The sequence below is a fragment of the Spiroplasma endosymbiont of Panorpa germanica genome (assembly GCF_964019765.1).
Taxonomy (GTDB): Bacteria; Bacillota_I; Bacilli_A; order Mycoplasmatales; family Mycoplasmataceae; genus Spiroplasma_B.
In genome coordinates this window covers 310,251-334,714 of record NZ_OZ026461.1, presented here as the reverse complement: position 1 = coordinate 334,714, position 24,464 = coordinate 310,251, and the positions used below count along the sequence as shown (strand labels likewise).

At 31.8% G+C, this 24,464-nt stretch carries 26 protein-coding genes and 2 pseudogenes; 4 read left to right on the top strand and 24 right to left on the bottom strand.

Features of this window, described 5'->3' with window-relative positions; all coding sequences use genetic code 4:
* Nucleotides 1–473: 473 nt before the first annotated feature.
* The 16 genes and pseudogenes from rpmC to AACK87_RS01445 all read right to left on the bottom strand — a co-directional run.
* Nucleotides 474–851 (bottom strand): annotated as a pseudogene (gene rpmC / locus AACK87_RS04790) (50S ribosomal protein L29); the annotation flags it as partial.
* Nucleotides 851–1,264 carry a 50S ribosomal protein L16 gene (gene rplP / locus AACK87_RS01515; protein WP_025251290.1) on the bottom strand — a complete coding sequence of 138 codons (414 nt, stop codon included), beginning with the start codon at nt 1,262–1,264 and terminating at the stop codon, nt 851–853. The pseudogene rpmC and the gene rplP, both read right to left, overlap by 1 nt.
* Before the next feature lie 3 nt (nt 1,265–1,267).
* Nucleotides 1,268–1,966, bottom strand: coding sequence for a 30S ribosomal protein S3 (gene rpsC, locus AACK87_RS01510; RefSeq protein ID WP_338972818.1), 699 nt, complete (start codon nt 1,964–1,966; stop codon nt 1,268–1,270).
* Nucleotides 1,967–1,979: 13 nt separating this feature from the next.
* Nucleotides 1,980–2,315 (bottom strand): 50S ribosomal protein L22, encoded by a 336-nt coding sequence (gene rplV, locus AACK87_RS01505; RefSeq protein WP_115557929.1) that lies wholly within the window; start codon nt 2,313–2,315, stop codon nt 1,980–1,982.
* 19 nt (nt 2,316–2,334) lie between these two features.
* On the bottom strand, nt 2,335–2,604 hold the full coding sequence (rpsS, locus tag AACK87_RS01500) for a 30S ribosomal protein S19 (RefSeq protein ID WP_115557928.1): 270 nt from the start codon (nt 2,602–2,604) through the stop codon (nt 2,335–2,337).
* A gap of 18 nt (nt 2,605–2,622) precedes the next feature.
* On the bottom strand, nt 2,623–3,459 hold the full coding sequence (gene rplB / locus AACK87_RS01495) for a 50S ribosomal protein L2 (RefSeq protein ID WP_338972817.1): 837 nt from the start codon (nt 3,457–3,459) through the stop codon (nt 2,623–2,625).
* A 58-nt stretch (nt 3,460–3,517) separates the two neighbouring features.
* A complete protein-coding gene (rplW, locus tag AACK87_RS01490) occupies nt 3,518–3,802 on the bottom strand; it encodes a 50S ribosomal protein L23 (RefSeq protein ID WP_338972816.1) in 285 nt (94 codons plus the stop codon).
* Nucleotides 3,802–4,428 carry a 50S ribosomal protein L4 gene (rplD, locus tag AACK87_RS01485; protein WP_338972815.1) on the bottom strand — a complete coding sequence of 209 codons (627 nt, stop codon included), beginning with the start codon at nt 4,426–4,428 and terminating at the stop codon, nt 3,802–3,804. The genes rplW and rplD overlap by 1 nt, the downstream gene beginning before the upstream one ends.
* Nucleotides 4,429–4,625: 197 nt before the next feature.
* A pseudogene (rplC, locus tag AACK87_RS01480) lies at nt 4,626–5,279 on the bottom strand (50S ribosomal protein L3); the annotation flags it as partial.
* A gap of 51 nt (nt 5,280–5,330) precedes the next feature.
* Nucleotides 5,331–5,642 carry a 30S ribosomal protein S10 gene (gene rpsJ / locus AACK87_RS01475; protein WP_115557923.1) on the bottom strand — a complete coding sequence of 104 codons (312 nt, stop codon included), beginning with the start codon at nt 5,640–5,642 and terminating at the stop codon, nt 5,331–5,333.
* A gap of 599 nt (nt 5,643–6,241) precedes the next feature.
* Nucleotides 6,242–6,706, bottom strand: a complete 465-nt coding sequence (locus AACK87_RS01470) for a hypothetical protein (RefSeq protein ID WP_338972814.1) — start codon at nt 6,704–6,706, stop codon at nt 6,242–6,244.
* Between the two features lie 54 nt (nt 6,707–6,760).
* A complete protein-coding gene (locus AACK87_RS01465; RefSeq protein ID WP_338972813.1) occupies nt 6,761–8,641 on the bottom strand; it encodes an ABC transporter ATP-binding protein in 1,881 nt (626 codons plus the stop codon).
* A 20-nt stretch (nt 8,642–8,661) separates the two neighbouring features.
* Complete coding sequence (locus AACK87_RS01460; protein ID WP_338972812.1) at nt 8,662–9,909, bottom strand: hypothetical protein; 1,248 nt, start codon at nt 9,907–9,909, stop codon at nt 8,662–8,664.
* Nucleotides 9,910–9,934: 25 nt separating this feature from the next.
* Nucleotides 9,935–12,616 (bottom strand): alanine--tRNA ligase, encoded by a 2,682-nt coding sequence (gene alaS, locus AACK87_RS01455; protein ID WP_338972811.1) that lies wholly within the window; start codon nt 12,614–12,616, stop codon nt 9,935–9,937.
* Nucleotides 12,617–12,703: 87 nt separating this feature from the next.
* Nucleotides 12,704–13,477, bottom strand: coding sequence for a hypothetical protein (locus AACK87_RS01450; protein ID WP_338972810.1), 774 nt, complete (start codon nt 13,475–13,477; stop codon nt 12,704–12,706).
* Nucleotides 13,440–14,213 (bottom strand): ABC transporter ATP-binding protein, encoded by a 774-nt coding sequence (locus tag AACK87_RS01445; RefSeq protein WP_338972809.1) that lies wholly within the window; start codon nt 14,211–14,213, stop codon nt 13,440–13,442. The genes AACK87_RS01450 and AACK87_RS01445 overlap by 38 nt, the downstream gene beginning before the upstream one ends.
* 119 nt (nt 14,214–14,332) lie before the next feature.
* On the opposite strand from AACK87_RS01445, the gene AACK87_RS01440 reads away from it, so the two are divergent.
* Genes AACK87_RS01440 through AACK87_RS01430 form a run of 3 tightly spaced genes read left to right on the top strand, consistent with a single transcriptional unit; the run spans nt 14,333 to nt 16,124 of the window.
* Nucleotides 14,333–15,205 (top strand): HAD-IIB family hydrolase, encoded by an 873-nt coding sequence (locus AACK87_RS01440; RefSeq protein ID WP_338972808.1) that lies wholly within the window; start codon nt 14,333–14,335, stop codon nt 15,203–15,205.
* 51 nt (nt 15,206–15,256) lie between these two features.
* The gene (locus AACK87_RS01435; RefSeq protein ID WP_338972807.1) at nt 15,257–15,724 is read left to right on the top strand and encodes a hypothetical protein; all 468 of its coding nucleotides are present in this window, start codon (nt 15,257–15,259) and stop codon (nt 15,722–15,724) included.
* Nucleotides 15,699–16,124, top strand: a complete 426-nt coding sequence (locus tag AACK87_RS01430) for a peroxiredoxin (protein ID WP_338972806.1) — start codon at nt 15,699–15,701, stop codon at nt 16,122–16,124. The genes AACK87_RS01435 and AACK87_RS01430 overlap by 26 nt, the downstream gene beginning before the upstream one ends.
* Before the next feature lie 77 nt (nt 16,125–16,201).
* Here AACK87_RS01430 and AACK87_RS01425 read toward each other — a convergent pair whose 3' ends face one another.
* The 3 genes from AACK87_RS01425 to AACK87_RS01415 are packed head-to-tail and all read right to left on the bottom strand — an operon-like array spanning nt 16,202 to nt 18,649.
* The gene (locus tag AACK87_RS01425; RefSeq protein ID WP_338972805.1) at nt 16,202–16,576 is read right to left on the bottom strand and encodes a J domain-containing protein; all 375 of its coding nucleotides are present in this window, start codon (nt 16,574–16,576) and stop codon (nt 16,202–16,204) included.
* A 12-nt stretch (nt 16,577–16,588) separates the two neighbouring features.
* Nucleotides 16,589–18,370 carry an oligoendopeptidase F gene (pepF, locus tag AACK87_RS01420; protein ID WP_338972804.1) on the bottom strand — a complete coding sequence of 594 codons (1,782 nt, stop codon included), beginning with the start codon at nt 18,368–18,370 and terminating at the stop codon, nt 16,589–16,591.
* Between the two features lie 36 nt (nt 18,371–18,406).
* Entirely contained in the window at nt 18,407–18,649 is a 243-nt protein-coding gene (locus AACK87_RS01415; RefSeq protein WP_338972803.1) for a type II toxin-antitoxin system RnlB family antitoxin, read from the bottom strand.
* A gap of 191 nt (nt 18,650–18,840) precedes the next feature.
* Between AACK87_RS01415 and AACK87_RS01410 the strand changes: the two genes are divergently transcribed.
* The gene (locus AACK87_RS01410) at nt 18,841–20,190 is read left to right on the top strand and encodes a M17 family metallopeptidase (RefSeq protein WP_338972802.1); all 1,350 of its coding nucleotides are present in this window, start codon (nt 18,841–18,843) and stop codon (nt 20,188–20,190) included.
* 54 nt (nt 20,191–20,244) lie between these two features.
* On the opposite strand, the gene AACK87_RS01405 is transcribed toward AACK87_RS01410, so the two are convergent.
* From AACK87_RS01405 to AACK87_RS01385, 5 genes are all read right to left on the bottom strand, one after another.
* Nucleotides 20,245–20,703, bottom strand: a complete 459-nt coding sequence (locus tag AACK87_RS01405; RefSeq protein WP_338972801.1) for a PTS sugar transporter subunit IIA — start codon at nt 20,701–20,703, stop codon at nt 20,245–20,247.
* A gap of 20 nt (nt 20,704–20,723) precedes the next feature.
* Nucleotides 20,724–22,712: a fructose-specific PTS transporter subunit EIIC gene (locus tag AACK87_RS01400; protein WP_338972800.1), complete on the bottom strand. Its 1,989-nt coding sequence runs from the start codon at nt 22,710–22,712 to the stop codon at nt 20,724–20,726.
* A gap of 13 nt (nt 22,713–22,725) precedes the next feature.
* Nucleotides 22,726–23,529 carry a lipoprotein gene (locus AACK87_RS01395; protein ID WP_338972799.1) on the bottom strand — a complete coding sequence of 268 codons (804 nt, stop codon included), beginning with the start codon at nt 23,527–23,529 and terminating at the stop codon, nt 22,726–22,728.
* 80 nt (nt 23,530–23,609) lie between these two features.
* Nucleotides 23,610–23,933 carry a hypothetical protein gene (locus tag AACK87_RS01390; RefSeq protein WP_338972798.1) on the bottom strand — a complete coding sequence of 108 codons (324 nt, stop codon included), beginning with the start codon at nt 23,931–23,933 and terminating at the stop codon, nt 23,610–23,612.
* Nucleotides 23,934–23,954: 21 nt separating this feature from the next.
* Nucleotides 23,955–24,464, bottom strand: a complete 510-nt coding sequence (locus AACK87_RS01385; protein ID WP_338972797.1) for a hypothetical protein — start codon at nt 24,462–24,464, stop codon at nt 23,955–23,957.

The following is a 24,464-nucleotide window of genomic DNA, read 5'->3' as shown; positions in this document are numbered from 1 at the left end:
GCGGCAGCTTTTTCAGCGGCAGCTTGTTCTTCAGCTAATCTTCTAGCTTCAGCGGCAGCTTGTTCAGCAGCAGCTTGTTCTTCAGCTAATCTTCTAGCTTCAGCTTCTGCTTTTGCTTCAGCGGCAGCTTGTTCAGCAGCAGCTTGTTCTTCTGCTAATCTTCTAGCTTCTGCTTTTGCTTTTTCTTCAGCGGCAGCTTGTTTTTCAGCTAATCTTCTAGCTTCAGCTTCTGCAGCTAATCTTTCTTCTTCAGAATCATCTTCTTCAACAACTGGTTCTTCTTCAATTACTTCTTCAATAATTTCCTCAACAACTGGTTCTTCTTCAATTACTTCTTCAATAATTTCTTCAACAACTGGTTCTTCTTCAATAATTTCTTCAATAATTTCTTCGACAACTGGTTCTTCTTCAATTACTTCTTCAACAACTGGTAATTCTTCGACAACTGGTGCTTCTTCAACAACCAAGTTTTCTTCCATTAATTTTGCAATTGCATCCTCATTAGAGTCGTTTTCCATTCCAAATTGTTCGGCTTGTAATTTTTCGATCATTTCTTTTTGTTTTTTACGAACTTCTTTTCCTGATTTTTCAGCAGCTTCAACAGCTTTTGAGTAATCAATTTTAACGTTCTTGTTAATTTTAGTACCACTATTTTTTTTCTCAGTTAAGAGCATTTCAATTCTAGCGATTTCTTTTTTAATATAAGAAATTCTGTGAGTTTGTTCTAAACTACCAACAGCTGCTTGAAATTTAAGAGCGAATAATTCTGCACGACGTTCTTCACCTAATTTAATTAGTTCTTCAACAGACTTGCTTCTCAATTCAGTCATTAATTCTACTGATTTAGACATTATTCTTCACCTCTCTTAATTATTTTGCAACGTACAGGTAATTTATGCATTGCTAAACGCAAAGCTTCTCTAGCTGTTTCTTCAGGAACACCAGCGATTTCGAACATAAAAGTACCTTGTTTAACTACTGCTACTCAATCTTCGGGTGCACCTTTTCCGCTTCCCATTCGAACTTCTAAAGGTTTTTTAGTTTTAGCCATATGTGGGAAAATTCTAATTCAAACTTTTCCAAAACGTTTCATATAACGAGTCATAGCAATACGAGCTGCTTCGATTTGACGTGTTGTAATTCAAGCACCATCTAATGACATCAATCCATATTCACCAAATGCAATAAAACTTGCACCTTTAGCTTTTCCTTCGTAACTTACTCTGTGGGGACGACGATATTTCGTTCTTTTTGGCATTAACATAAATTACTTCGCCTCCCTTTTAAAATTGTTATCTGAAATAACTTTATCTTTATTTTTAATTTCTTTAACTAATATTTCACCATGGTTAATTCAAACTTTTACTCCGATTTGACCATAAGTTGTTTTTGCTTCATATAGTGCGTAGTCGATGTCACTTCTAAGAGTACTTAAAGGTACTGATCCTTCAAGGTAACCCTCAGTTCTAGCCATCTCTACTCCACCAAGTCTACCTGATACAGAAGTTTTAATTCCCTTTGCACCAGCTCTTAGAGCTTTTCTGATAGCTAATTTTTGAACTGTTCTAAAAGAAGCACGATTTGAAATCTGTTCACCAATTCATTGAGCAACAAGAGTTGCGTCAACATCTGGGTTTTTAATTTCAACTACTTCAATTTTTACATTAGCAGTTCTGTCTTTAATTGTTTTTTTAACTTCTAAGACAATACTTTCGATGTTTTTACCTTCTTGACCTAAAACAATAGCAGGACGAGCAGTTTTAACAATTAATTTAATTTCTTTTTTAGTACGTTCAATTTCAATTTTTGAAACTGCCGCATTTCTTAATTTTTTCAAGACATTTTTACGAATTTTAATATCTTGGTGTAGTCACTTAACATACTCTTGTTTTTCGGCAAATCAACGATTATCTCAAGTTCTAATAATACCTATTCTCAAGGCATTTGGTGATACTTTTTGTCCCATTTTTCTACTCCTCCTATCTAATGTCGCTCACAATAATTGTTACGTGGCTTGTTCTTTTTAAAATCTCATAAGCTCTACCGTGAGCTCTAGGTCTAAATCTTTTTAGAGTTGCACCTTCATTTACAAAAACGGTTTTAACAAATAACTTATCTGCTTCCATTCCGTTGTTGTTTACAGCATTTGCAACTGCTGAGTTTAATAATTTTAATACAGGTTCTGCTGCTCTTTTATCTAAGTTCATTAAAATTGCTACAGCATCAGCAATTTTCTTATTTCTGATCGTATCGACAACAAGTCTCATTTTTCTAGGTGCGATACGAATCATTTGTAATTTAGCTACTGCTTCCATTATGATGTTCTCCCTCTACCTATTTTTTCTTTTTCTTGTCGTCTCCATGACCACCGAATTTTCTTGTTGGAGAAAATTCACCTAGTTTGTGTCCAACCATATCTTCGGTAACGTATACTGGAATAAATTCTTTTCCATTGTATACTCCGAAAGTATGTCCAATAAAGTTAGGAAAAATTGTTGAACGACGTGATCATGTTTTGATAATTTCTTTTTTTTCGCCTAATGCTTCTACTTTTTTTAATAAGTAGTCATCAACAAAAGGACCTTTTTTTAGCGATCTTGACATATACTATTCCCTCCTAACCTATTTGGTTCTTCTTCTTACAATTAATTTAGTTGAAGCTTTTTTCTTGTCACGAGTTTTAACTCCAAGAGCTTTTTTACCTCAAGGAGTTAAAGGAGCTTTACGTCCAATTGGCGCACGCCCTTCTCCTCCCCCATGAGGGTGATCGTTAGGGTTCATTACAGAACCACGAACAGTTGGTCTAATACCTCTTCAACGGTTTCTACCTGCTTTACCTCAATTTACCAAGTTGTACTCTTCGTTACCAACTTCTCCAATTGTGGCATAACATTCAGCTAATACTTTACGTACTTCACCAGATGCTAATCTTAAAGTAACATACTTACCATCATCATCTTTTCCTAAAATTTGAACTTTTGATCCAGCACTTCTGGCCATTTGTCCACCTTTTCCGGGACGCAATTCAACATTGTGAACTAAAGTACCCTCTGGAATATTTTTTAATGGTGCTGCGTTTCCTAATTTAATATCAGCATTCTCTGAAGCGATTATTTCAGTTCCCACTTTTAAATCTTTTACATTTAGAATGTATCTTTTTTCACCATCTGCATAATTAATCAATGAAATGAATGCATTTCTATTTGGGTCATATTCGATGGTTGCAACTTTACCAGGTATATCTAATTTATTTCTTTTAAAATCAATAATACGGTACTTACGTTTATGTCCCCCACCTTTATGACGAGTGGTTATTTGACCATGATTATTTCTACCTGCATGCTCATTTATTTTCCCTAATAATGAGGGCTCAGGTTTAGAAGTTGTCAAAACACTATAATCTATTGTTGTCATATTACGACGACCGTTAGTTATAGGTCTATACTTTTTAATTGGCATAATTTTCCCCCTTATCGCCAAACTATACGCTTATAATAATTTTCGCCTAAGCTTTTTTCTATAAGTCGTTTAATAAGTCTAATTTTTCACCAGCTTTTAAAGTGATGATTGCTTTTTTCTTGTTATTTGTTGTTCCAACAAATTTACCCATTCGTTTTTCTTTTCCATCGTAATTCATTGTTCTTACTGATTCAACTTTTACTTGAAAGATTTGTTCGAACGTTTTTTTAATCTGAGTTTTATTAGATCTACGATCAACTTCAAAAGTGTAAACACCATTTGCGTGACCAATATATGATTTTTCTGTTAAAACCGGTTTTTTAATTACATTAGTTAAATGCATTATGAATACACCTCCTCAACACGAAGAACTGCTTCTTCGGTGATTACTAATTTACTTGCGTTTAATAAATCAAATAAATTAAGTTTTTGTGAGTCTAAGGTTTTTACTCCTGGTAAATTTCCTGCAGACTTAATTACTAATTCTTCTGATTCTCTTGTTACAATTAAAGTTTTTTGATTATCAACTTTAAGATTTGTCATTACTTCAACCATCTCTTTTGTAGATGGTTTTTCGAAGTTGAATTTGTCGATAATTACTAAATTTTGCTCTTGCGCTTTTAGACTTAATACACTTCTAAAAGCAAGTTGTCTAACTTTTTTATTTACAGATTTTTTGTAGTTAATATCTGGAGTTGGTCCAAAGGCAATACCCCCACCTCTTCATTGAGGAGCTCTTATTGATCCTTGACGTGCTCTACCAGTACCTTTTTGTTTTCAAGGTTTTCTACCTCCACCACGAACTTCTGCTCTGGTTTTAGTTTTTTTAGTACCTTGTCTTAATGCTGCTTGTTGAGAAATAACTGTGTCATATATAGCTTGTTGATGTGGTTCTATTGCTCAAATTTTATCATTTAAAACAATTTCTTTAACATTTTCGCCTTTAATATCATATACTTGTGCTTTCATGTAATCCCCCTCTATTCAACTTCACTATCAGTTGTTTCTTCAACAACTGGTGCTTCTTCAACAACTGGTGCTTCTTCAACAACTGGTGCTTCTTCAACAACTGGTGCTTCTTCAACAACTGGTGCTTCAATTAACACCTCTTTGATTTCGCTCTCAGAAGTAGTTTTTGGCTTATTAGCACCATCTTCAGACAATTCGCTTCTCATCAATAATTTAACGGGATCTTTTGATTTTATTCCCTTTACATTTTCTTGAATTCTAACAAATTGTTTTTTAGGTCCAGGTACCGATCCTTTAACTAACAATAAATTTCTTGAGCTATCAATAAAGATAACTTCTAGATTTTGAATTGTTACTTGTTCATGTCCCATATGACCTGCCATTTTTTTACTTTTAAAAATTCTGTTTATAATAGCTCCCATTGAACCAATTCCACGGTGGTATCCCGAACCGTGACCCATTGGTCCTCTTGAGTAGTTATGACGTTTAATTGCTCCGGCAAAACCTTTTCCTTTTGATATTCCTGTTACGTCGACAAATTGACCAGCCGCGAATAAGTCAGAAATGTTAATTTCATTTCCAATTTCATATCCACTCATATCTCTGATTTCTTTTACGAAGCGCTTAGGATTTGAATTTGCTTTTTTAAAGTTTCCCATTGCTGGTTTATTTACAAGGTTTTGTCTTTTATCTTGTACACCAAGCTTAATTGCTTGATAACCGTCAGTTTCGACTGTTTTAACTTGTAAAACCTTATTTGGTTGCACTTCAATTACAGTAACAGGTAATAATTTACCATTCTCTGTAAAGACTTGAGTCATTTCTAACTTGCGTCCTAAGATTCCTTTCATACGATATTTCCTCCTATTTGATGATAATCATGCATATTTTGTTAAAAATAACTATAATTTGATTTCGATATCCACACCACTTGGCAATTGAACTCTTGTAAGAATGTCCATTGTTTTTGGGGTAGGGTTAAAGATTTCTAGTATTCTTTTGTGTGTTCTCATCTCGAATTGTTCACGACTGTCTTTATATTTGTGAACAGCTCTAAGAATAGTGATGATTTGTTTATCTGTTGGTAGTGGTATTGGTCCACGAACTTTAGCTCCAGTAGATTCAGCAGCTTCAATAATTTTTGAAATTGATTGATCCACAATAGCGTGGTCGTAACCTTTTAATTTGATTCTAATTTTTTGTTGTTGAGCCATTTCAATCCTCCTTATCAATGACAACCTTTATCAGTGTGTTGTCTCTTTGCACACAAAATATACATGCAATTCAAATTATACACTCTTAAATATGATAATCAATACTTTTTCAGAAAAAAAATAAATTTTTTTGCGGGTCTAATTCGTGTAAAAATAGGACTTTTAGCAAAAAAAACAGCCATATTTAATGGCTGTTTAATTTCAAGGACTATTAACCGCCTTGATGATACTTACTACATAAAGAAAGTCTTTAATAAAAGAGGCAAAAGTTTGTCAATCAAGTCAAACATGAAGTAATTTTTAATGAGTTTAACTATAAGCATACTTCAAACCTAAGATGAAATTTTGGATTTAACTTGTCATAACATGCCTTTGCTCCCGATTTTGTATATTGATAAGTATTAAGCCTGCATAACAGGGCTAAATATAGTTATAGCAGGCTTAAGACAACCGTAAAGACCCTTGGCAATCACCTTTGCTTACAACTGCCTAGGGTTCCTTAATGTTACTATATATTCACATAAAAGCAATACCTTTTTTGAAAATAATTTTAATTTATTTAAAAAAACGACAATCCTGTGATCGCCGTTTTTGTTTAATTAAGATGTTTCGTTTCTAGTGATTTCGCGCTCCAATTCCCTAATTAAACGATTTCTCTCTTCTAAGGAAATGGTTTCATCACCAATAATTTGACTTCTAGTTGGGGGGATTGGTTTTTTGTTTAATCCTGATTTAACACTAATACCCGAGTCTCTTTCATATATTTCACAAACTATCGAGAAACAATTTTTTTTAACCCTTTGTTCTTCTCAGTCGCGATTATTTCTAGCTAATCCATAATTATTCTTGATTGAAGAGACTTCTTTTCTTACTTTTTTAAAAAGCTCTTTTTCTAAATCTGGATTAATAAACTCGTAGTCAGGAACCCCTATTTCAATAAAAGTATTGACAATTTGTTCAACAGCAAGTTTTTGATAATTTTTGAATTTAGCAATAAAAGTATAGCCAATAAAAGCTATAAATATTAATATTAGAAATACGGTTAAAACGATTCAAATTACCATAAAATACCTCTTAAATTTATATTAACATTATTTAATTGCAAAAACAACAATATTTTAACTACCTGCACTATGAAGTTTTTTAAAGTGGCCTGGTTTACTAATTAGTTCATCATAAGTACCGCTTTGAACAATCCCTTGACCACTACCCAAAACAAAGATTTGGTCAGCATTTTTAATTGTGCTTAATCGGTGTGCGATAGAAATTGTTGTTTTCCCGATCATTATTTTCTCTAATTCTTTTTGAATTTCTTTTTCTACAATGTTATCTAAAGCGCTGGTTGCTTCATCAAGAATTAGAATTTCAGGATCTTTTAAAATAATTCTAGCGATTACAAGACGTTGTTTTTGTCCCCCAGACATTATAAACCCACGTTCTCCAAGAATTGTTTGATACCCATTAGTTCAGGTTTCTACTAAATGGTGTAAGTTAGCTTTTTTACAAGCTTCTATAACTTCCTCATCAGTGGCCATAAAGTTACCATATCTAACGTTATACATGACATCTCCATAAAGGATTTTGGGTTCTTGTTCAACATATCCAACGTGACTTAAATAACTTGATAGATTCATTTTCTTTAAATCAGTATCGTTAATCAAAACTTCTCCACTTGTTGGATCATAAAATCTTAATAGCAATTTTGAAATAGTTGATTTACCACTACCAGTTTCTCCAACAAAAGCATAACTTTTACCTTTTTGGAAAGTAATATTAGTTTTTGGTAAGATGGTAACCCCTGGTTTTTCTGGATATTCAAAAACAACATCTTTTAAATGAATATCACCAGTAATACTTTCAACAACTGGAGCAAACTCGTTGGGATCTAAAGTTGAATCAACTTTAATTAATTCAATTACCCTTCTTGTGGAAGCGGTGGCACGAGCCATTCCAGGAATCAATCCTGTTAGAGTATAAATTGGTCAAGCCAAAGTATTAATACCCGTAATTAATGAAGGTAGGATTCGAATAATTATATCTCCCCCACCAGGTTGATCTTTATAGATTAGAATAGCTGAGGCTATAGCAATCAAAGTTAGTGACAAGGCACTCATAATAATAATAGTAATTGTGCTAGCTTGAACTGAGTTTAATTTTTTATTAGAGCGGTAGTAGTCCTCATTAATCATTTTTAAACGTTTTTGTTCATATCTTTCAGTTCCCGAAGCCTTGATTAAGGCAATAGCACCAATTCTATCTGTTGAATCACCATTTACTTCAGTAACTTTTTTTCTAACTTTTTCTGTTTCAATTGATTGTGCATTAAAAGTAAAAATTACCATTAGCATAAAAAATATAGTACAAAATAAGGCGATTACCGCAGTTGGTCAATCCACAATAATTAGCGAAAATGCTGATCCAATAAAAATAATTGGAATACTAATTAAGTTGGCCGGAGTTAGTTGGGCTTCATCACCTAAAATTTGAGTATCATTTATTAATTTGGTCATGATTTCTCCGATTTTTTTATCTGAATAATAACCAATATTCATATTAATTAGGTTTGATAAGACCGCGTTTCTAACGTCCATTTCGATTTTACGACCAAGCATGCCTCCGATTTTTTCTCTAACCCAAGTGGCCACAGCAGCTATAATCAAAGTAATAAACGCGATCGTTAGTCATCAATATCAAAGCAATCCGGTTTCAACCAAGTTTGCCCCACTTGATGAATTGCTTCCAAATTCAAACATTACCTGTGCAACTAGTTTGGAAATAATGAATGTCATTGAAACAATTGCTATTGAAGAAATTATTAAAGCTAAGATTATTGTTAAAGATTCTCAAAAATAACGTCCATAGTAAATTGTTACAAGTTTAAAAAAACCAATTCTTCTATTCTTAATACTTTTCATTAAGGCTAGGGAAGACATTTTCTGTTCTTCTGAGGTTTCAATATATTTACTAACATCTGTTAAAGATTTTTTTTCTTTTTGCATTAATATCAACCTTTCTGATTTTAAAATTTTAAAATTGGGGTCATCATTCAGACTCCGATTCAATATAAGCTCATAATTCATAAATTAATACTAAAATAGAACTGAGAATTTTTAAGTGATAAATTTAAGATATTTATTATTGAAATAACAAAGAATACAATACTTGGAACTATAATCCCTTCTCAAAGAATTATTTTGTTGAAATAAACATCCCTGAATAATTCAATTAGAGTAGTAAAAACATACGCCATAAGAGCTGTGGAAAGAACGCAATATAATATCTCAAATAAGAAATTAAATAACTCTTGTTGCCCGTTTTCAGTTGTTTGAACTGTTAATGTGTTTTGAATATTTACAAAACATCATATTAAATTTATGGCCATTATGATTAATACTAGGTAAAACAACATAGCTCTCTTAATTAATACTCTGCTATTTGGATCTTTAAATAAGTAAATAGAGTGTCAAATAACTGCTAAACATGTACTAAAAGATACAAAAGTCGCGGCGATTATTATGAAAGTATTTCCTTTGATAACAAATACGGCCAGCGGCGTTATCAATATACATGCTAATAATGATATTAACACAGAATATATAATAATAGGATAAATTCTCAGCATCTGTAAAGATAATAAGTTTCATTCATTTCTTCTATTTTTAGATAAAATATCTTGTTTCTTTTGGTAATAATCAATGTAAAACTTTGATCCCTGAGAGTTATACTCGTAAGACTTTCTGACATCAAAAAATGCTTCTCTTTTATTTGTGATTAAGTGGTTTTGCTCACTAACCTTTATGCCTTCAATCTGTTCGATACAGTTTTCAATTAGAGCATCAAAATCTGATAAATCCTTCTCACAAATAATAGCATTAATTAAGTCCTCAATTAAGACTTTCATAAAAATTGGTTTATATGTTAATTTGTTAACAAGAGACAATTGACTTTTCAGCTCTTGAGTATTTTTAGACTTTAATAAAATTTGAGTTTTTTTCAATCCAGCAATAGTTTCATCAAAGTAAATCAGTAAAAAACTATTTCGGTTTTTTTGATAGGCATTGATTTTTTTAATTCATCCCAAAAAGATTGAATTGAAAGTAGAGACGATAATGCTGAAAATAAAGGCTAATATTATCAACTTAAAGGGATCAAAAAGTGAAAACAATACTGAATTTTTTTCTTGAAACTCCTTTAAAAACGCTGAGTAAATAAAATAAAGTACCAGCAAGAACATGGTTGTTACAATTTTCTTAGTAATACTTCTCATAGATCCTCCGTTTTAAATTGATATTCTAATACTTACCTTGGGCAAAAAATTTATTTCCCCCACCCTTAGGACTAAGATTTTTATAGTTTTTGAAAATATCAATAGCAGGGAATTTAGTATTCAAAGAATCACTAACTCCAACCGCTAAAACGTTTTCTCCATTAATTTGACTTGTAACTATAACAATAACATCTTTGTGTTTATTAATTAGATTGTCAATTAAAGCTTTTATGGCCTTAACTTCCAAGTTCTTAGCTTTTATTTCGATTTGGTTAACTTTATCGTTATTTAAAACTGGCTTAACATCGCTAAATTTTGAGATTTGCTCTGAAATAACTAAGTCTTGAACTTTTTTATCATAATTCTTAAAGATGTTTTTCAGTTCCTCTAAACATTGTTTTAAGATACCAATATTAAATTTACTATTTTCCACTTTCAATAATTTATCATAACACTTAATTAGCTCAGAATCCTTTAAAGTTTTCGAACTATTCTCATACTTACTCATGATAATTTTAGCTTCCTGAATTACGTTGTTAAAAATTTCACTAACATAATCATTAACAGTTTGGTGGCTCGTTAGTGCGTGGATACGATAAATCCCTGAACTTTTAGATTCAATTGAAGTAATAACTAAGTCTTCGATTACTTTAGTGTTTTCAACGTGTGTTCCACCACACAATTCCGATGAAAAATCACCAAATTTTACTACTCTAACAATTCCTTCGTATTTTTCTGTAAAAAAGGCCAAAGCTTTATGCTTGCTAACAGCTTCATCCATTGTTGTGAAATAAACCTCACGAGGTACTTGTAGACCAATTTCGCGATCAACCACTTTTTGAATTTTGTGGTTTTCTTCTAATGTTATTAATCTATTAAAGTTGAAATCCATTCTTAAGCCATTTTCATCATTATAACTACCTGACTGCATTACATCATTTCCTAAAACTTCTCTTAGAGCAGCATGAAGAATATGAGTTCCTGAGTGGTTTTTCATTGTGAAGTATCTCTTTTCAGAATCAACTTTAGTTTCTACAATATCTCCAATTTTAATTTTTTTATTATTTAAAATAACACGATGAATATTTTGGTGACCTGGACCTTCTTGAACATCAATAACCAAAAAATCTTGACCATTAATTGTTAAAGTTCCTCTGTCAGCTGCTTGTCCACCCTTTTCAGCATAAAAAGGAGTTTCATCAAGGATTACAAAAGCTTCGTCTCCGGTTACTTCATTTAGGGGTTTGTCTTTTTGAAATAAGTAAACCACCTTAGCTATATTTGACTCAGTGTCTCAACCAACAAATTTTGATTCAACTTTTAGTTTTGTAAATATTTCGTTTTGCTTGTCTCAAGCTTTTAAATCCTTACGCGAATTTCTAGCAATTTCTTTAGCTGAATCCAAAAGAATTTCAAATTCTTTTTGATCAACTTTAATGTTTTGCTCGCCTGCAAGCTCAATTGTTAATTCAATTGGAAAACCAAAAGATTCAAACAATAAAAGTGCATCTTTTCCTGAAATTATTTTGTGTTTTGCCATCACATTTTCAAGCATTTCACTACCTTTAGTTAAGGTTTTTAAGAATTTTTCTTCTTCAGTTTTAATGCTCTCCACAACAAGGTTGCGTTTCTCAATTAAATATGGGTAAAATTCTTTCATTGTACCCACAACAATATCAACAAGTCGGTATAAAAACGGTTTGTCAATTCCCAATTTTCTTCCATAAACACTACTTCTTCTAATTAATCGACGAATTATGTACCCACGATCTTTATTACCTGGAAATACTCCATCTGAAATAGCAAATGTTACCGCTCTAATATGGTCAGCAATTACCTTAAATGCAGTGTTATCGCGGTTAATTACTCCCTTATTTTCACTTGCCGCTTTGAAATTATAAGTTTTTTTACGATCAGCTATATTTTCAATTGCCTCAATAGTTGGCATAAATAAATCTGTCTCAAAATTAGTTGGAGCATCTTGAAAAATGGATACTAAACGTTCTAATCCCGCTCCCGTATCAATATTTTTTCTAGGTAAGTCTGTATAGTTGTTATTTCCGTCATTGTTAAATTGTGAAAATACAATGTTTCATATTTCAATATATCTATCATTTTCAATATCATCTTTTAGTAATTTTGGACCAATATTTTCTGGATCTCAGCTTGGACCGCGATCAAAAAATATTTCACTATTGGGTCCACATGGACCTTGACCAACATCTCAGAAGTTAGTTTCTCTAGTTCCTTTGAAAATATGATCTGGGCTAACTTTGATATTTTTAGTTCAAATATCAAAAGCTTCTTGGTCATCTTCAAAAACAGTAATATAAAGTTTTTCTACCGGAATGTCAAATCATTTTTTTGAAGTTAATAGTTCTCAGGCAAATTCGATTGCTTCTTTTTTGAAGTAGTCCCCAATTGAAAAATTTCCTAACATTTCAAACATTGTATGGTGTCTTGCAGTTACCCCAACATTTTCGATATCATTAGTTCTAATAGATTTTTGCGAATTGGTCAATCTTTGAGATGGTGGTGTTAGACGTCCATCAAAGTAAGGTTTCAATGTAGCTACCCCAGAGTTTATTCATAACAAACTTGGGTCTTGTACTGGCACAAGAGATACTGGTGGTAAAAAGAGATGTTCTTTACTTTTGAAAAAGTCAATTCATATTTGTCTTACGGCGTTGGTACTTAGTTTCTTCATAATTTTTGCTCCTAGAAATAATTATTTTTATTTTATCACACAAGATGTTTAAAATGGTATTAGACTAAAAAAACTACGATTAAATGACTAGAAATGGAATCTAAATTTTTTATAAGCAATAAATCAAAATATAATTGCTAAACAGATTAAAAACAGCAAATATATTCACATTATTAAGTTCATAATTTTCATTTCGATGTCTAAATTTAAAACTACCATACTAAAAACAAATAAATTAATTAACACAAATGGGATAGTCATAATTTTAGCAATTGTTACCGAATGTGTTAACGAGAAAATTACAAACAAAAACCCAATAAATGCAATGGTACAGAATAAATATATTAATAAATCTCTTAAAATATTTCAAGATGAATAAATTTTAGCAAGTCCATTGTCAATAAAAATAGCAGCTCCAACTGTAAAAGAAATTATTGAAATCAAGTATGCAGTAAAGGCGTATAAGAAAATAACCAAAGAACTTAAAATCAAGAAGCTCTTTTTACTTATTCCAGTTAAAGCCACTCTTTTGAATACTACTGTATTGCGATTTTCAAAAAATATTTTTTGAAAAAAGGTACCAATTAACGAAATTGAAGCTACAATATTTAACATCAAGAAAACCAGTCGGTAAACCTCAACTAGACGTTTTTCATCTTCAATAAAATACTTAAATAATGGTAAATACAAAAATGGAAACAAACTTCCAAAAAGCAAACCGATTATGAAAGCTGAAATCAAAAAATATTTCTGACGTTTAGCAATTCTTATAAGAAATTTAGAGTAAGCTGGTCCAGGTTTGTGGTGAATCTTTTTATCTAAACTATTTTCCTCTTTTACGATCTTTAACTCATTCTGCATTTTGGTCGACCCCTTTCTGTGCGCTTATATCATAGCTATCTACTTTATATTCTTTAAACTTAGTTCTAACAAATTCCCTAACATTTCCATATTCCTTGATAACATTTTTAGTGTCGTGAATTGAAATAATTTCTCCCTCATTTATAAAGATGATTCTTTTAGAAAAATTCTGAATTTCTTCCATATTATGAGATACCAAAATTAAAGTTTTAAGAGGATCTTTTAAAAATTGATTTAAATTGTTGTAAATTGTGTCAACAATTTCAATATCTAAACCGTTACCTAGTTCATCCAAAATCAAAAGATCTGGGTCGTTAATTATTGAGAGCAGAATATTAACTTTTTGTTTTTGTCCCCCAGAAAGGTTTGAAATATCTTTATCCATGATTTCACTAACTGCAAACTTTTTGAAAATTTGATCTAGTTCAACATCATTCAATTTGATTTGAAAACTATCAATATAATAGCGGATAAAATCCCAAACTCTAATTTTTTTAGGAGCTTCGGTACCTTGCAATTGCATTCCAATGACCAAATTCTTATTTTTTTCAATCGTTCCAGAATTTGATTGAATGATTCCTGAAATCAACTCACAGAATGTAGTTTTCCCCGACCCGTTAGGACCCACAATGGCAATTCTATCACCTTGCATAATATCAATTGTGATATTTTTTATTACATTCTTTTTACCATAACTTTTTTTTAAATCCTTTACACTTAAAATTTTTTGACTCATTTTTTGACCTTCTTTAATGTTATTATGAACATTTTAACATTAAAGTCAATGAAAAAATAGTAAATAATTCTTTGTGTTTTAGAGAAATGTGGGTTAAAATCTTTCAAAGGAGTAGAACGATGAAATTACAACATTTAGATAAGAAGAGGCTAATTTTAGTAGATCTAGACGGAACAGCTTTAGTTAAAGGTGGCATGAGTATGCACCCAAAAACAATTGAGGTTCTAAAGAAGGCCGAAAAAGATGGACATCGAGTTTGCATCGTAACCGGTAGACCACATCGTGCGAGTATAAGATTTTACAGAGAATTAGGTTTGTCTTCCCTTTTGACTAATTTTGATGGAGCACATATTCACGACCCGTTGAAACGCATGTTTAAGCGTATGGTGCTTCCTATTAGTTATGAAACAGTTATTGGCGTAATCAATGACCCCGTCATTAAAGACGCTGTTGACAATATCCTAATAGAAAACTATAACAGAGCGGTTGTTATGAAAAAAGATTCTTTTTTGGAAAACTTTTTTCATTTAGATGACGTCGAAGATGATGAATATTTTATCGCCAACCCATATGAGGTCTGAGCGGGTCCTAGCACCAATGTCGTATTGACTTTAAAAAATCCAGAACTAAAAGATGATGTTTTAAGAAGACTAGAAGCATTCAAAAATACCATTAAGGTTCAAACTGGAACAGTATATGGTCACTTAGATGACGAAAATCGAAGTATGATTACTTTAACTAATAAATTAGTAAACAAGGGTTATGTTTCAAATATACTGGCTCAATATTATAATAAGGACATTAGAGATGTCATCGCGTTTGGAGATCAAATGAATGATTATGACATGATTCAGTTGGTTGGCTATGGTGTTGCTATGAAAAATGGTAACGATGACTTAAAAGCTGTTGCAAGTGGCATCACTCATGAAACAAACGACCAAGGTGGAGTAGGTTTCTTTTTGGAAAAACTACTTGCAGGTGAAGAAGTGTAAAATAGCACACTTAATAAAAAATGCACTTTTGTCACGATAAAAGGAGAAAAGATGAGTTGAAAGTTACGAGAGTATTCAATTTATCATCAAAACGGAGTAAAAATTTCTTTTAATAAACTGATAGAATCACATCCGTTGATTTTTTGATTTTTTCCCGAAGAGGACGAATGTCTAGAGGAAATAATCAATTTTAACAATATGTTACAAGAAAAGGATTTTTGTAACTATCAAATTATTGGAATATGTCGGACATTACCTGGAAATGAAAACCAGGAGTTAGTTAATAGTGAAAGCAATGTCATTTTGATTAATGACTTTGACGGAACTTTAACTAATGTATTCAATGCTGTATACTTTGAAAATACACCTGAGTATACAAGACCGATAATTCAAAAATCAATTTTTTTATTAAGTTCAGAATTAAACGTAAAATTAGAATTCCGTAGCATTTATCAACAATGAAATCTAGAACAGATTCAAAAGGAGATATATTATGGACTGAAAAACTACAATGTATAAACTTAACAATGGCTCAAAAGAGACACTAAAAAATTTGGCTAAAGAAAAAGGAATTGTATTATTTTTTTATCCTCACGCAAACACAACTTTTTGTACGCTTGAAGCTAAAGAATTTGAAAAAAATCTCGAGTTAATTGAAAGTAAAGGTTATGCCGTAGTTGGAGCTTCAAGAGACTTGATAAGTGATCAACAAGATTTTGTAGATAATTGCAAATTAACATTTCCGCTCATTTCTGACACAGAAGAAATTTTGCATAAAGGACTAATGGTTCTGGACCAAGATAATGACGACGCAGCAATTCGTTCGAGTTTTATTCTTGACAAAGAATTGAACGTTAAAAAAGAAATGCGCAACGTGGAAGCCGTGGAACATATTAAGGAATTAATAGCTAGTCTTTAAAAACCGCTTCAAAATTATATACCATAACTTTTAAAACAAAGAAAAATTTGACAAATGTCAAATTTTTTTATTTCTATCTATTTGCGAATTTTACGAGCTTCGCAGATATATTGATAGGCTGAGTTAATTTCAGCCATCTTGGTTTCTTCTGTTTCTGATGATTCAACACTATCTGGGTGATATTTTTTGGCTAATTGTAGATAAACTTTTTTTAATTCTTTATCACTGATTTCGCTAGTTACTCCCAAAACCCCGTAGCTCTCCTCTAATTTAGAGGGATTCATTTGAGCGAATTGGTTATCTTGAGAGCTTTCTTCATAATCATCGGTGTTACTATTGAAGTTGTTGTAACGATTTTTATTTTTACGATCTGGATTAAAAATCCAATCTAATATTCATCAAAGGAAAATATAATAAAGTATTCTAAAAATTAATCTTATAAAATCATCCAAATTAATTTCTCCCTACTTTAGCAACTTGCTTAACTCTTCAACCATATTTTCAATGGCGTTTATTAAAGGTTGGTAGGTGATTTCTTTGGTGAAATCAATATCAAAGTCTTTTAAAATTTCTAATGGGTCTTTGTGACCACCAGCCTTTAAAAAGTCTATTGCTTGGCTAATTTTTCCATCTTTGATATCTTGGTACAATTTGTAACTAGCTGTTACATCGATTGCATACTTATAAACATAAAATGGCGAGTGGAAGAAATGTGAAATTCTAGGTCATCCATAAGGCAACTTATCGCTGTTATCAAAAACATCATATCCAAAACTTTGTTCTGAATCTTTAAACAATTTAGCTAGAACTTCTGCTGTGATTGGAATTCCATTCTCGATTAATTTATGGCTTTCTAGTTCAAATTTAGCAAATTGAATTTGTCTAAAAAACGTTCCTGTTAAATCACCAATTCTTTGTTGAAGTAAGTAGATTTTTTCGTGCTTATTCTTAGCGTTGTTGTAAAGGTGCTCAAACAAAAGATGTTCGTTTAAAGTACTTGCAACTTCAGCTAATATAATAGGATATTCACTCAAGGGATATTTCTGAGCCTCATCGGCAAACAATGTATGAACACTGTGACCGATTTCATGAGCCAAAGTAGCCACAGATGAAAGTTTATCATCTCAATTCATTAATATAATAGGTTCAACTCCAGCTCCTCCCGAAGAATAAGCTCCATCTCTTTTATTGGTGTCTTCAAAATAATCAATTCTATCTGCAGATCAAGCTATTTCAAGCTTTTCTAGGTATTCTGGCCCCAAAATTTTTAAAGCTTTTTTAATTAACGATTTTGCATCATCCACTGTAAAGTTAGCATTAAATTCCTTTTCTAACTTGATCATTCGATCGGTTGGATAAAACTTCTTAAATTTAAAATGTTTTTTAATTAACAAATTGTAATCTTTGAAAGGTTTAATGAATTTTTCCCCAATATTGACAAGAGATTCATAAACTTCTGTCGGGATGCTATCCCCTGAAAGGCTAGCTTGTAAAGACGAACCATAGTTTCTAATCTTAACATTTTCATAACCTGACTGTAGAATTCCTTCATATATCTTTGCAAATGAATGTTTTTTCTCTGCAAAATTTTTACCAAAAATTTTGCTAGCTTCCATTCTGGTGTTTTGATCCTTTAGTGGATCAGAATCTTCCATAATTTTTGTCAGTAAAGTTTGAGTTAAAGGTTGTTCCTTACCTTCTCACACAAATTTTTCCTCAATACGATCTGCGTAAGCCAAGACATCATAAAGCGAACCAACAGCTCCACGTGAACGTGATACCTTACTCAATAGCTCTTCGTCTTTTTCTGGTAAAACATGTTTTGCTTGTTTGAAAAACTTTTGAAATGAGTATACGAACTGATTATGCTTATCACTATTTTCCAATCATTTTAAAACCTTAGTTTCCCCTAAAGCTTTTAATTCTGGAGCAATAAAACTTGTAGCTATTCTTAGATTTTGATAATAGTTCATCATATGACCTTCTAATTCTTGGAATTCAGTATTTGTTTGGTCAATATCTTGTAAATGTAAATATTGACCCAATTTCATCATTGCTAAGTCATTTTTGGTGTCAAAATCAACATAATCTAAAAAAGTTTTTTCATCACCTAACTTCCCTTTAAATTTTGAATAAGTTGCCACATCTTTTTCAAGTTCTTTTAAATGTTTTTTCCATTCAGAAATATCTTTATATAAATGAGAAAAATCTCATTTATATTCTTTATTTGCTTCTGTTCTTTTCATAAAATCTCCTTTAAAAGATTATAGCACTTTTAATTATTATTTCAGATTTGCTTTTTTATCATAAATTAAAGATATGGCCTCTAGTAAATCTTGTGAGACATTATTCAATTTTGCGAAAGTCTCTTTATCAAAAAAACTATTTTTTATTTCACAAGTACAGAATCGTTCATCAAACTTATCGCTTTGGGAATTTAAATCAAAAATCACTTTGGCATTGGTTTTAGTTATTTGTCTTTCTATAGTTCTAAAATATCAAATTGGTGATTCGTTTTTTTTCATTATATAAAGATAGTCGTACCTGTTGTGATTTAATAAAATCAGCTTATTTCTCACGCTTTCGTTCTCCTTTAAATTAAGTAATCAAATAATCTAAATGCATAACATCGCTCTGAAACAAAATTTTAACATAGATAAAATTTAAAAGTTGAAATAAATAAAAAAATAATAATATAATAATCTTGGAGGTAATTATGATTACATTAAATGACAAAAACCAAGGTTTAATAGTTAAACCTATTCTATTAAAAGATATTAAAAACAAATTAATCGCTCCAATTAAGGGTCAGGCTTCAATTATTTCTCAAGAAGAAGCGATTTATTTGGTAGTGGACAAAACTATGAGCCATGATTTATACGAGGAAATTAGCTCAGCTATTAAAAAAATATACAATGATTTTAAATTTAGCTTTGATATTGATTTGGATGCTTTCATTGAAATATTCAAGGAGGAAGACACTGTTTTTGATGCTTGTTGTGAAGCATTAATGTTCTTAGATCACGAACAGTTTTCCTTGAAAACAAAAGCAAGCAAATCTTCAAGAATCTTTAATTTGATTTCAAAAATTGATTTTAAAGATCGTTTTAAAAATCAAGAGATTAAAATGGAGTTTGTTAATTTTGCAAGAGATTTACAAGATACTCCCCCAAATATCTGTACACCACAATATTTTGCTCAAAAAATCCAGGAAAAAGCCAAAGATATTGAAAAAATTAAGGTAACGGTTTTAGATAAAAAAGATATTGAAAAATTGGGAATGGGAATGCTATTAGCGGTTAATGCTGCTAGCTACGAAGAACCTAAAGTTGTTATTGTTGAATACTGCAGTGATGCTAAATTAGAAAAAACTGCTTTAATTGGTAAAGGGATTACTTTTGATTCCGGGGGTTATTCTTTAAAACTATCAGCTAGTATGAAGGGTATGAAGTTTGATATGACCGGAGCTGCTGTCACTTGTGCTACAGTTCTGGGATTAGGAAAGGCCAAGGCCAAAGCAAACGTTGCTGCTGTGGCTGTTTTAACTGAGAATCGTATTGGAGGAAAAGGGACTCTGGTTGAAACCGTTGTTAAGAGCTACAATGGTTTAACAGTAGAAATCTTGAATACTGATGCTGAGGGTCGCCTTGTTTTAGGAGATGCAATTACTTATGCTATCAGAGATCTAAAAGCTCAAAAAATGATTGATGTGGCAACCCTAACTGGGGCAATTCGATTCTGTTTGGGAACTTATATGACCGGGGCTTTTGCCACTGATGATAAGTTTTATGAAGAATTTTATCAAGCATCATTAAAGGGTCATGAAGAAATTTGAAGAATGCCAATTCACAGCCAAAATTATAAATATATGAGAAGCAGCGCCATTGCTGATTTGACCAACATGGCCCCTGTTCCTGATGGTGGTAGTAGTAATGCTGCAGCTTTCTTAGCTGAATTTAGCGAGGGAGTTCCTTTAATTCACTTAGATGTTGCTGCAACTGGTCATACCCCAACTAGAGGAAATGGGATTATGCTTAAAAATATGTTTGAACTACTAAACAAATAGTCTTGATTAATATATAGCAAAAGTTCGCCAATGGCGAACTTTTTTTAAATATTTTTAAACGACTTCTACACTAGAAACTATTTTAAATAATTCTTCAGCGCTAGTTGCACTATTTAGTTGTTGTCTGAAATCATCATCAATTAATTTTCTAGCAATACTGCTTAGAATTTTTAGGTGTTGTTGCTCAGAATTTGAGAATGGAATCGCTAGAGCAATAGCAATCTTGACCTTTGAATCATCAATCGATTTTCACTCCACCCCTTCTTTGAATTTTATGACAAAAACTTTTGGGGTGGTTATCTCTTTGATTTTGGCATGTGGAATTGCGATCCCTTCATTAAATCCTGTGCTGCCCTCTTTTTCTCTTGCTAGCAACCCTTTAAAACAAGCTTTATAATCACTTGAAGCGTTATTATCAACGAAAGCTTGAGCAATAAATTTAAAAGCCTCTTTTTTTGATGTAGCCTCTATTTGAGTGTAAATTTGATTTTTGTTGAAAATATTACTATCCATTTTAGTCTCTCTTTCTAAGTTTAAACATCTTTTGATTTGGAGATTTTTTGAGCTCTACGAGCTTCGCGCTCTTCAATTTCAATCTGACGTTCTTTTTCTTTTTCTTCTTTTCGTTTAATTTTGTTATCTTCTAATTTTTGTTTGTGTTCCATTTTCAAAGTTTTTATGTGGTCTTTTTGCTCTTGTGTTTTTGGTGTGAAAGCTTTTTTAACTCTGGTAAAGAAGTTAGCAAAAGCATGACCTCAGTCTACAAAATAGTCTCTGATTCCCGCACCAATTCAAGATCAATATTCTTTTGAATTTTTACTAAAATTTGATCACCATTGTTTTTGATGTTTTCCAAATTTTTGAAATGCGTATTTTGGTTCTGTGAATAAAAGTTTGAAGTTTTTCTTACGAGTTTTTCTTTTTTCTTTAACTAATTTTCTTTCTTCTAGGTAAAGATCATATTCTTCTCCAGTTATTCTTTTTTTCATAACTCCAGTTAAAAGTGCTGTGACACAAATTCCTAGTATAATCGGTAGAATTCAAGCCATTGGATAAAATGGAGCGTTATCCATTCTTATGTATCCCAGGAAAGCTCCCAATGGAGAACCTAGTCCTGCGGCAAATTTAACATTAAATAAGGTAACTCCAACTCCAGCAACCGCTGCTCCACAGACGTTGGCAAATATTACTCTAAATGGATCTGCTGCAGCAAACGGAATGGCACCTTCAGTAATTCCCATTACACCACTTCCTAAAGCTGCTGTTCCCATGATTCGCTCATTTTTAGTGAAACGATCTTTAAATAGTAGTGTTGATAATCACATTCCTAGTGGTGGTACAGAAATGGCTGCCTGTGTTGCAGTTCCTGGAACAAAGTTAGCATCTCAGAATGTTCCACCTTTAGCTAATGCCTCAGCTAAAGTTTGATAGAAAATTACTGTCCCAAAAACTAAGGCAGTTTTATTGAAGGGACCACCTAGGTCAAAGGCAATCATTACCGATAGTATCAATGCTATTATAATACCGGTTCCCGCAAATTGATTATTAAGGTTTTCTAATCCCTCAAACATCGCTAGAACCATACTTGCAATTGGCACACCAATGGCGAATTTTACAAGTGAAGCGATGGCAATGGTTGAAATAATCGGGATAATCATGATTGGAACAATTGGTTGGATAAATTTAGGGAATCTTATCAGTTTAAGTAACTGAACAAAATAACCTGTCAACAATCCTACAACAATAGCACCAATGAATCCTGCTCCGGGTTCAATTGCTGAATTTTCCGAAACTTGAACACTAACACCCAACATTTTGTTGTCATTAATAATTCAACCCCCGATTAGGGCAGGAGCTAAACCAGGTCGATCAGCTATTGAATAGGCTACGAATCCCGCAAATATAGGCATCATTAATTTGAAACCTAAACTACCTACATCCATTAAAAATTGAGGAAATACTCTAGTACCTAAAACTCAATTTTCAGTATATCAACCTTGTGAGTCGACATATTCAGTTTGAAATGCTGATAAATTAGCAATCGCCATCAAAAGACCTGAAGCGATTGTTAAAGGCAACATTCAAGAAATTCCAGTCATCAGGTGGGCTAGAACCCCTTTTCTTTTAGTTTTACCAAAAGTAACAAAGCCTGCTTTGGTACCTTTTTTTCCATACTCAACCCCGTTAGATCAAGCATCATCAATCAACTTTCCGGGATTTTTAATTGGTGGATTTACTCCAGTTTGATACACTTTTTTACCATTAAATCTTGAAAGATCTATTTTGACATCTGCTGCAATTATTACTAGATCAGCATTAGCGATATCTAAATCTGATAAAACATTTTCTGCCCCAATTGTACCTTGGGTTTCAACTTTTATTTCTAAACCTCTAGATTTAGCCTCTTTGGTCAAAGCATCTGCAGCCATATATGTGTGGGCAATTCCAGCCGCACAGGCCGTTACAGCAACAATTCTTTTAAGAGTCAAAGTCTGTTCGAGGACCTCTAATTTTGTTTCCATTATTTAACCTCCTTTATGCATTGAATTTAACGTCCAAGTAAAAACAAACTTTCTTATCAATCAGTTTTTCATCTTTTCTATTGATACCAAAGGAAACATTAGTTCTCACTACGTAATAATCAGCACGCATAGATTTTGAAAGATTGAAAACATCATTATCATCAAAAATTAAGAAATTTTTATCTCAATCACCCGCTTTTTCTTGAACCTGATTATTGATTAACAAATCATTTTTATTTTTATTTTTGGGTTGATTACCTTCCTTAGGATTTATTCCCTCATCAATTGTTTTTTGAAATCCCGTTACTGGATTTTGATACTTATCAGATAATCAAAAGCTTTCTCTTTTCTCATCCATTAAGGCATTTTCTGCATAAACATCTGAAACTCTTGTGGTTATGTGATAAGTTTTCATCATGCTAGCAAGTTGCATTAACTCGTCGTCTTGAAATCCTTCATCCTTTTCTCCGGTGGTAATATTTTTACCCTCATGAACATATGAGATGATCGTATCATTGATCGGATTTAAAATACCATCGCTTCATTTTTTTCTCAAATCAATATTTGTAGAATTATTTTCTGTTTTCTGGACATAATTCATATCAAATAGGGATTCTCCAAACTCACCGTCAGCCTTCAGATTGGCAACGCCGGTTTCTTCGTTAGGATTTTCAGCGACTTGTCTTTCAATCTCTTTCATGACTCGTGAAATTTCATCAAATTTTATCGGTGGTGTTTTTCAAGAACACGCAATCACCGAAGTTGCAGCTGTTGAAATTAAAACACCACTCGCTAATAATGCTAATAATTTTTTCATAATTATACCTCCCTAAATAGAAAATATACCATTAAAAGGCAAAAAAATAGCATTTGCTATTTTTATGGAATTTAATTCCTTTATTCGGTATCAGTTTTCTCATCTATTCAACTTAGCTGTTCGTTTACAAATTTTTCTTTAGAATTTGCTAAATTTTTAATAATTTTATAAAGCATATTTTTGACTATCATATTAAAAAACAGAAAGGACTGTAGCGGAGAGTAAAAAATATCAGTTGTATAAATATCAGATCTTTTCATAATATTATCAATTAAGATAATTTTACTAGTGAATTGAACTGCCAAGCATTCTGGTTTTGAAGTTACCAGGTAAATGCACAAATCAGGAGTCTTTTTTTTCAAATATTTTAAATAACTTACTAGTCTTTTGTTTTTTCCGCGCATTGAAAAAATAATCAAAATATCTTAATTCCTGATTATCTCAATTGTTTTGGAATTTTCATAGTTCTCATCGTTAACAAGTATGAACGAATTATCAATTTTATGAAATGGCCCTATAAAATCTAATGCTGCCAGTTTTGAGTACCCAAAACCCAAACAAAACCTTCTTTTAGTTTTAATTATATCTGTAATTAAAGCTTCAATATCTTTATTATTCTCGTTGCAAAGTTCTAAATTCCTCAAATTTGATAAGTTAATTGTATCAAAAATTTCCTTAAATAATTTTTGGTTTTCACTACCATCTTTAAAATCGTTTAAACTCGCTTGGCCTTTATCATAACTGATATTTCAGATGAATTCTTTAATTCCTTTGACACCAATCGATTCAAAAAAATTATAAACGAAACTTATCCCACATCCGTATTCTTTGGAAATATCTTTTATCGACATAGTTTTGTATTTTTCAAAATTATTGTTGTAGAAATCGAAAAAATCTCTTTGTTTATCATTTAATTTCTCTATTTTTAATTTCAA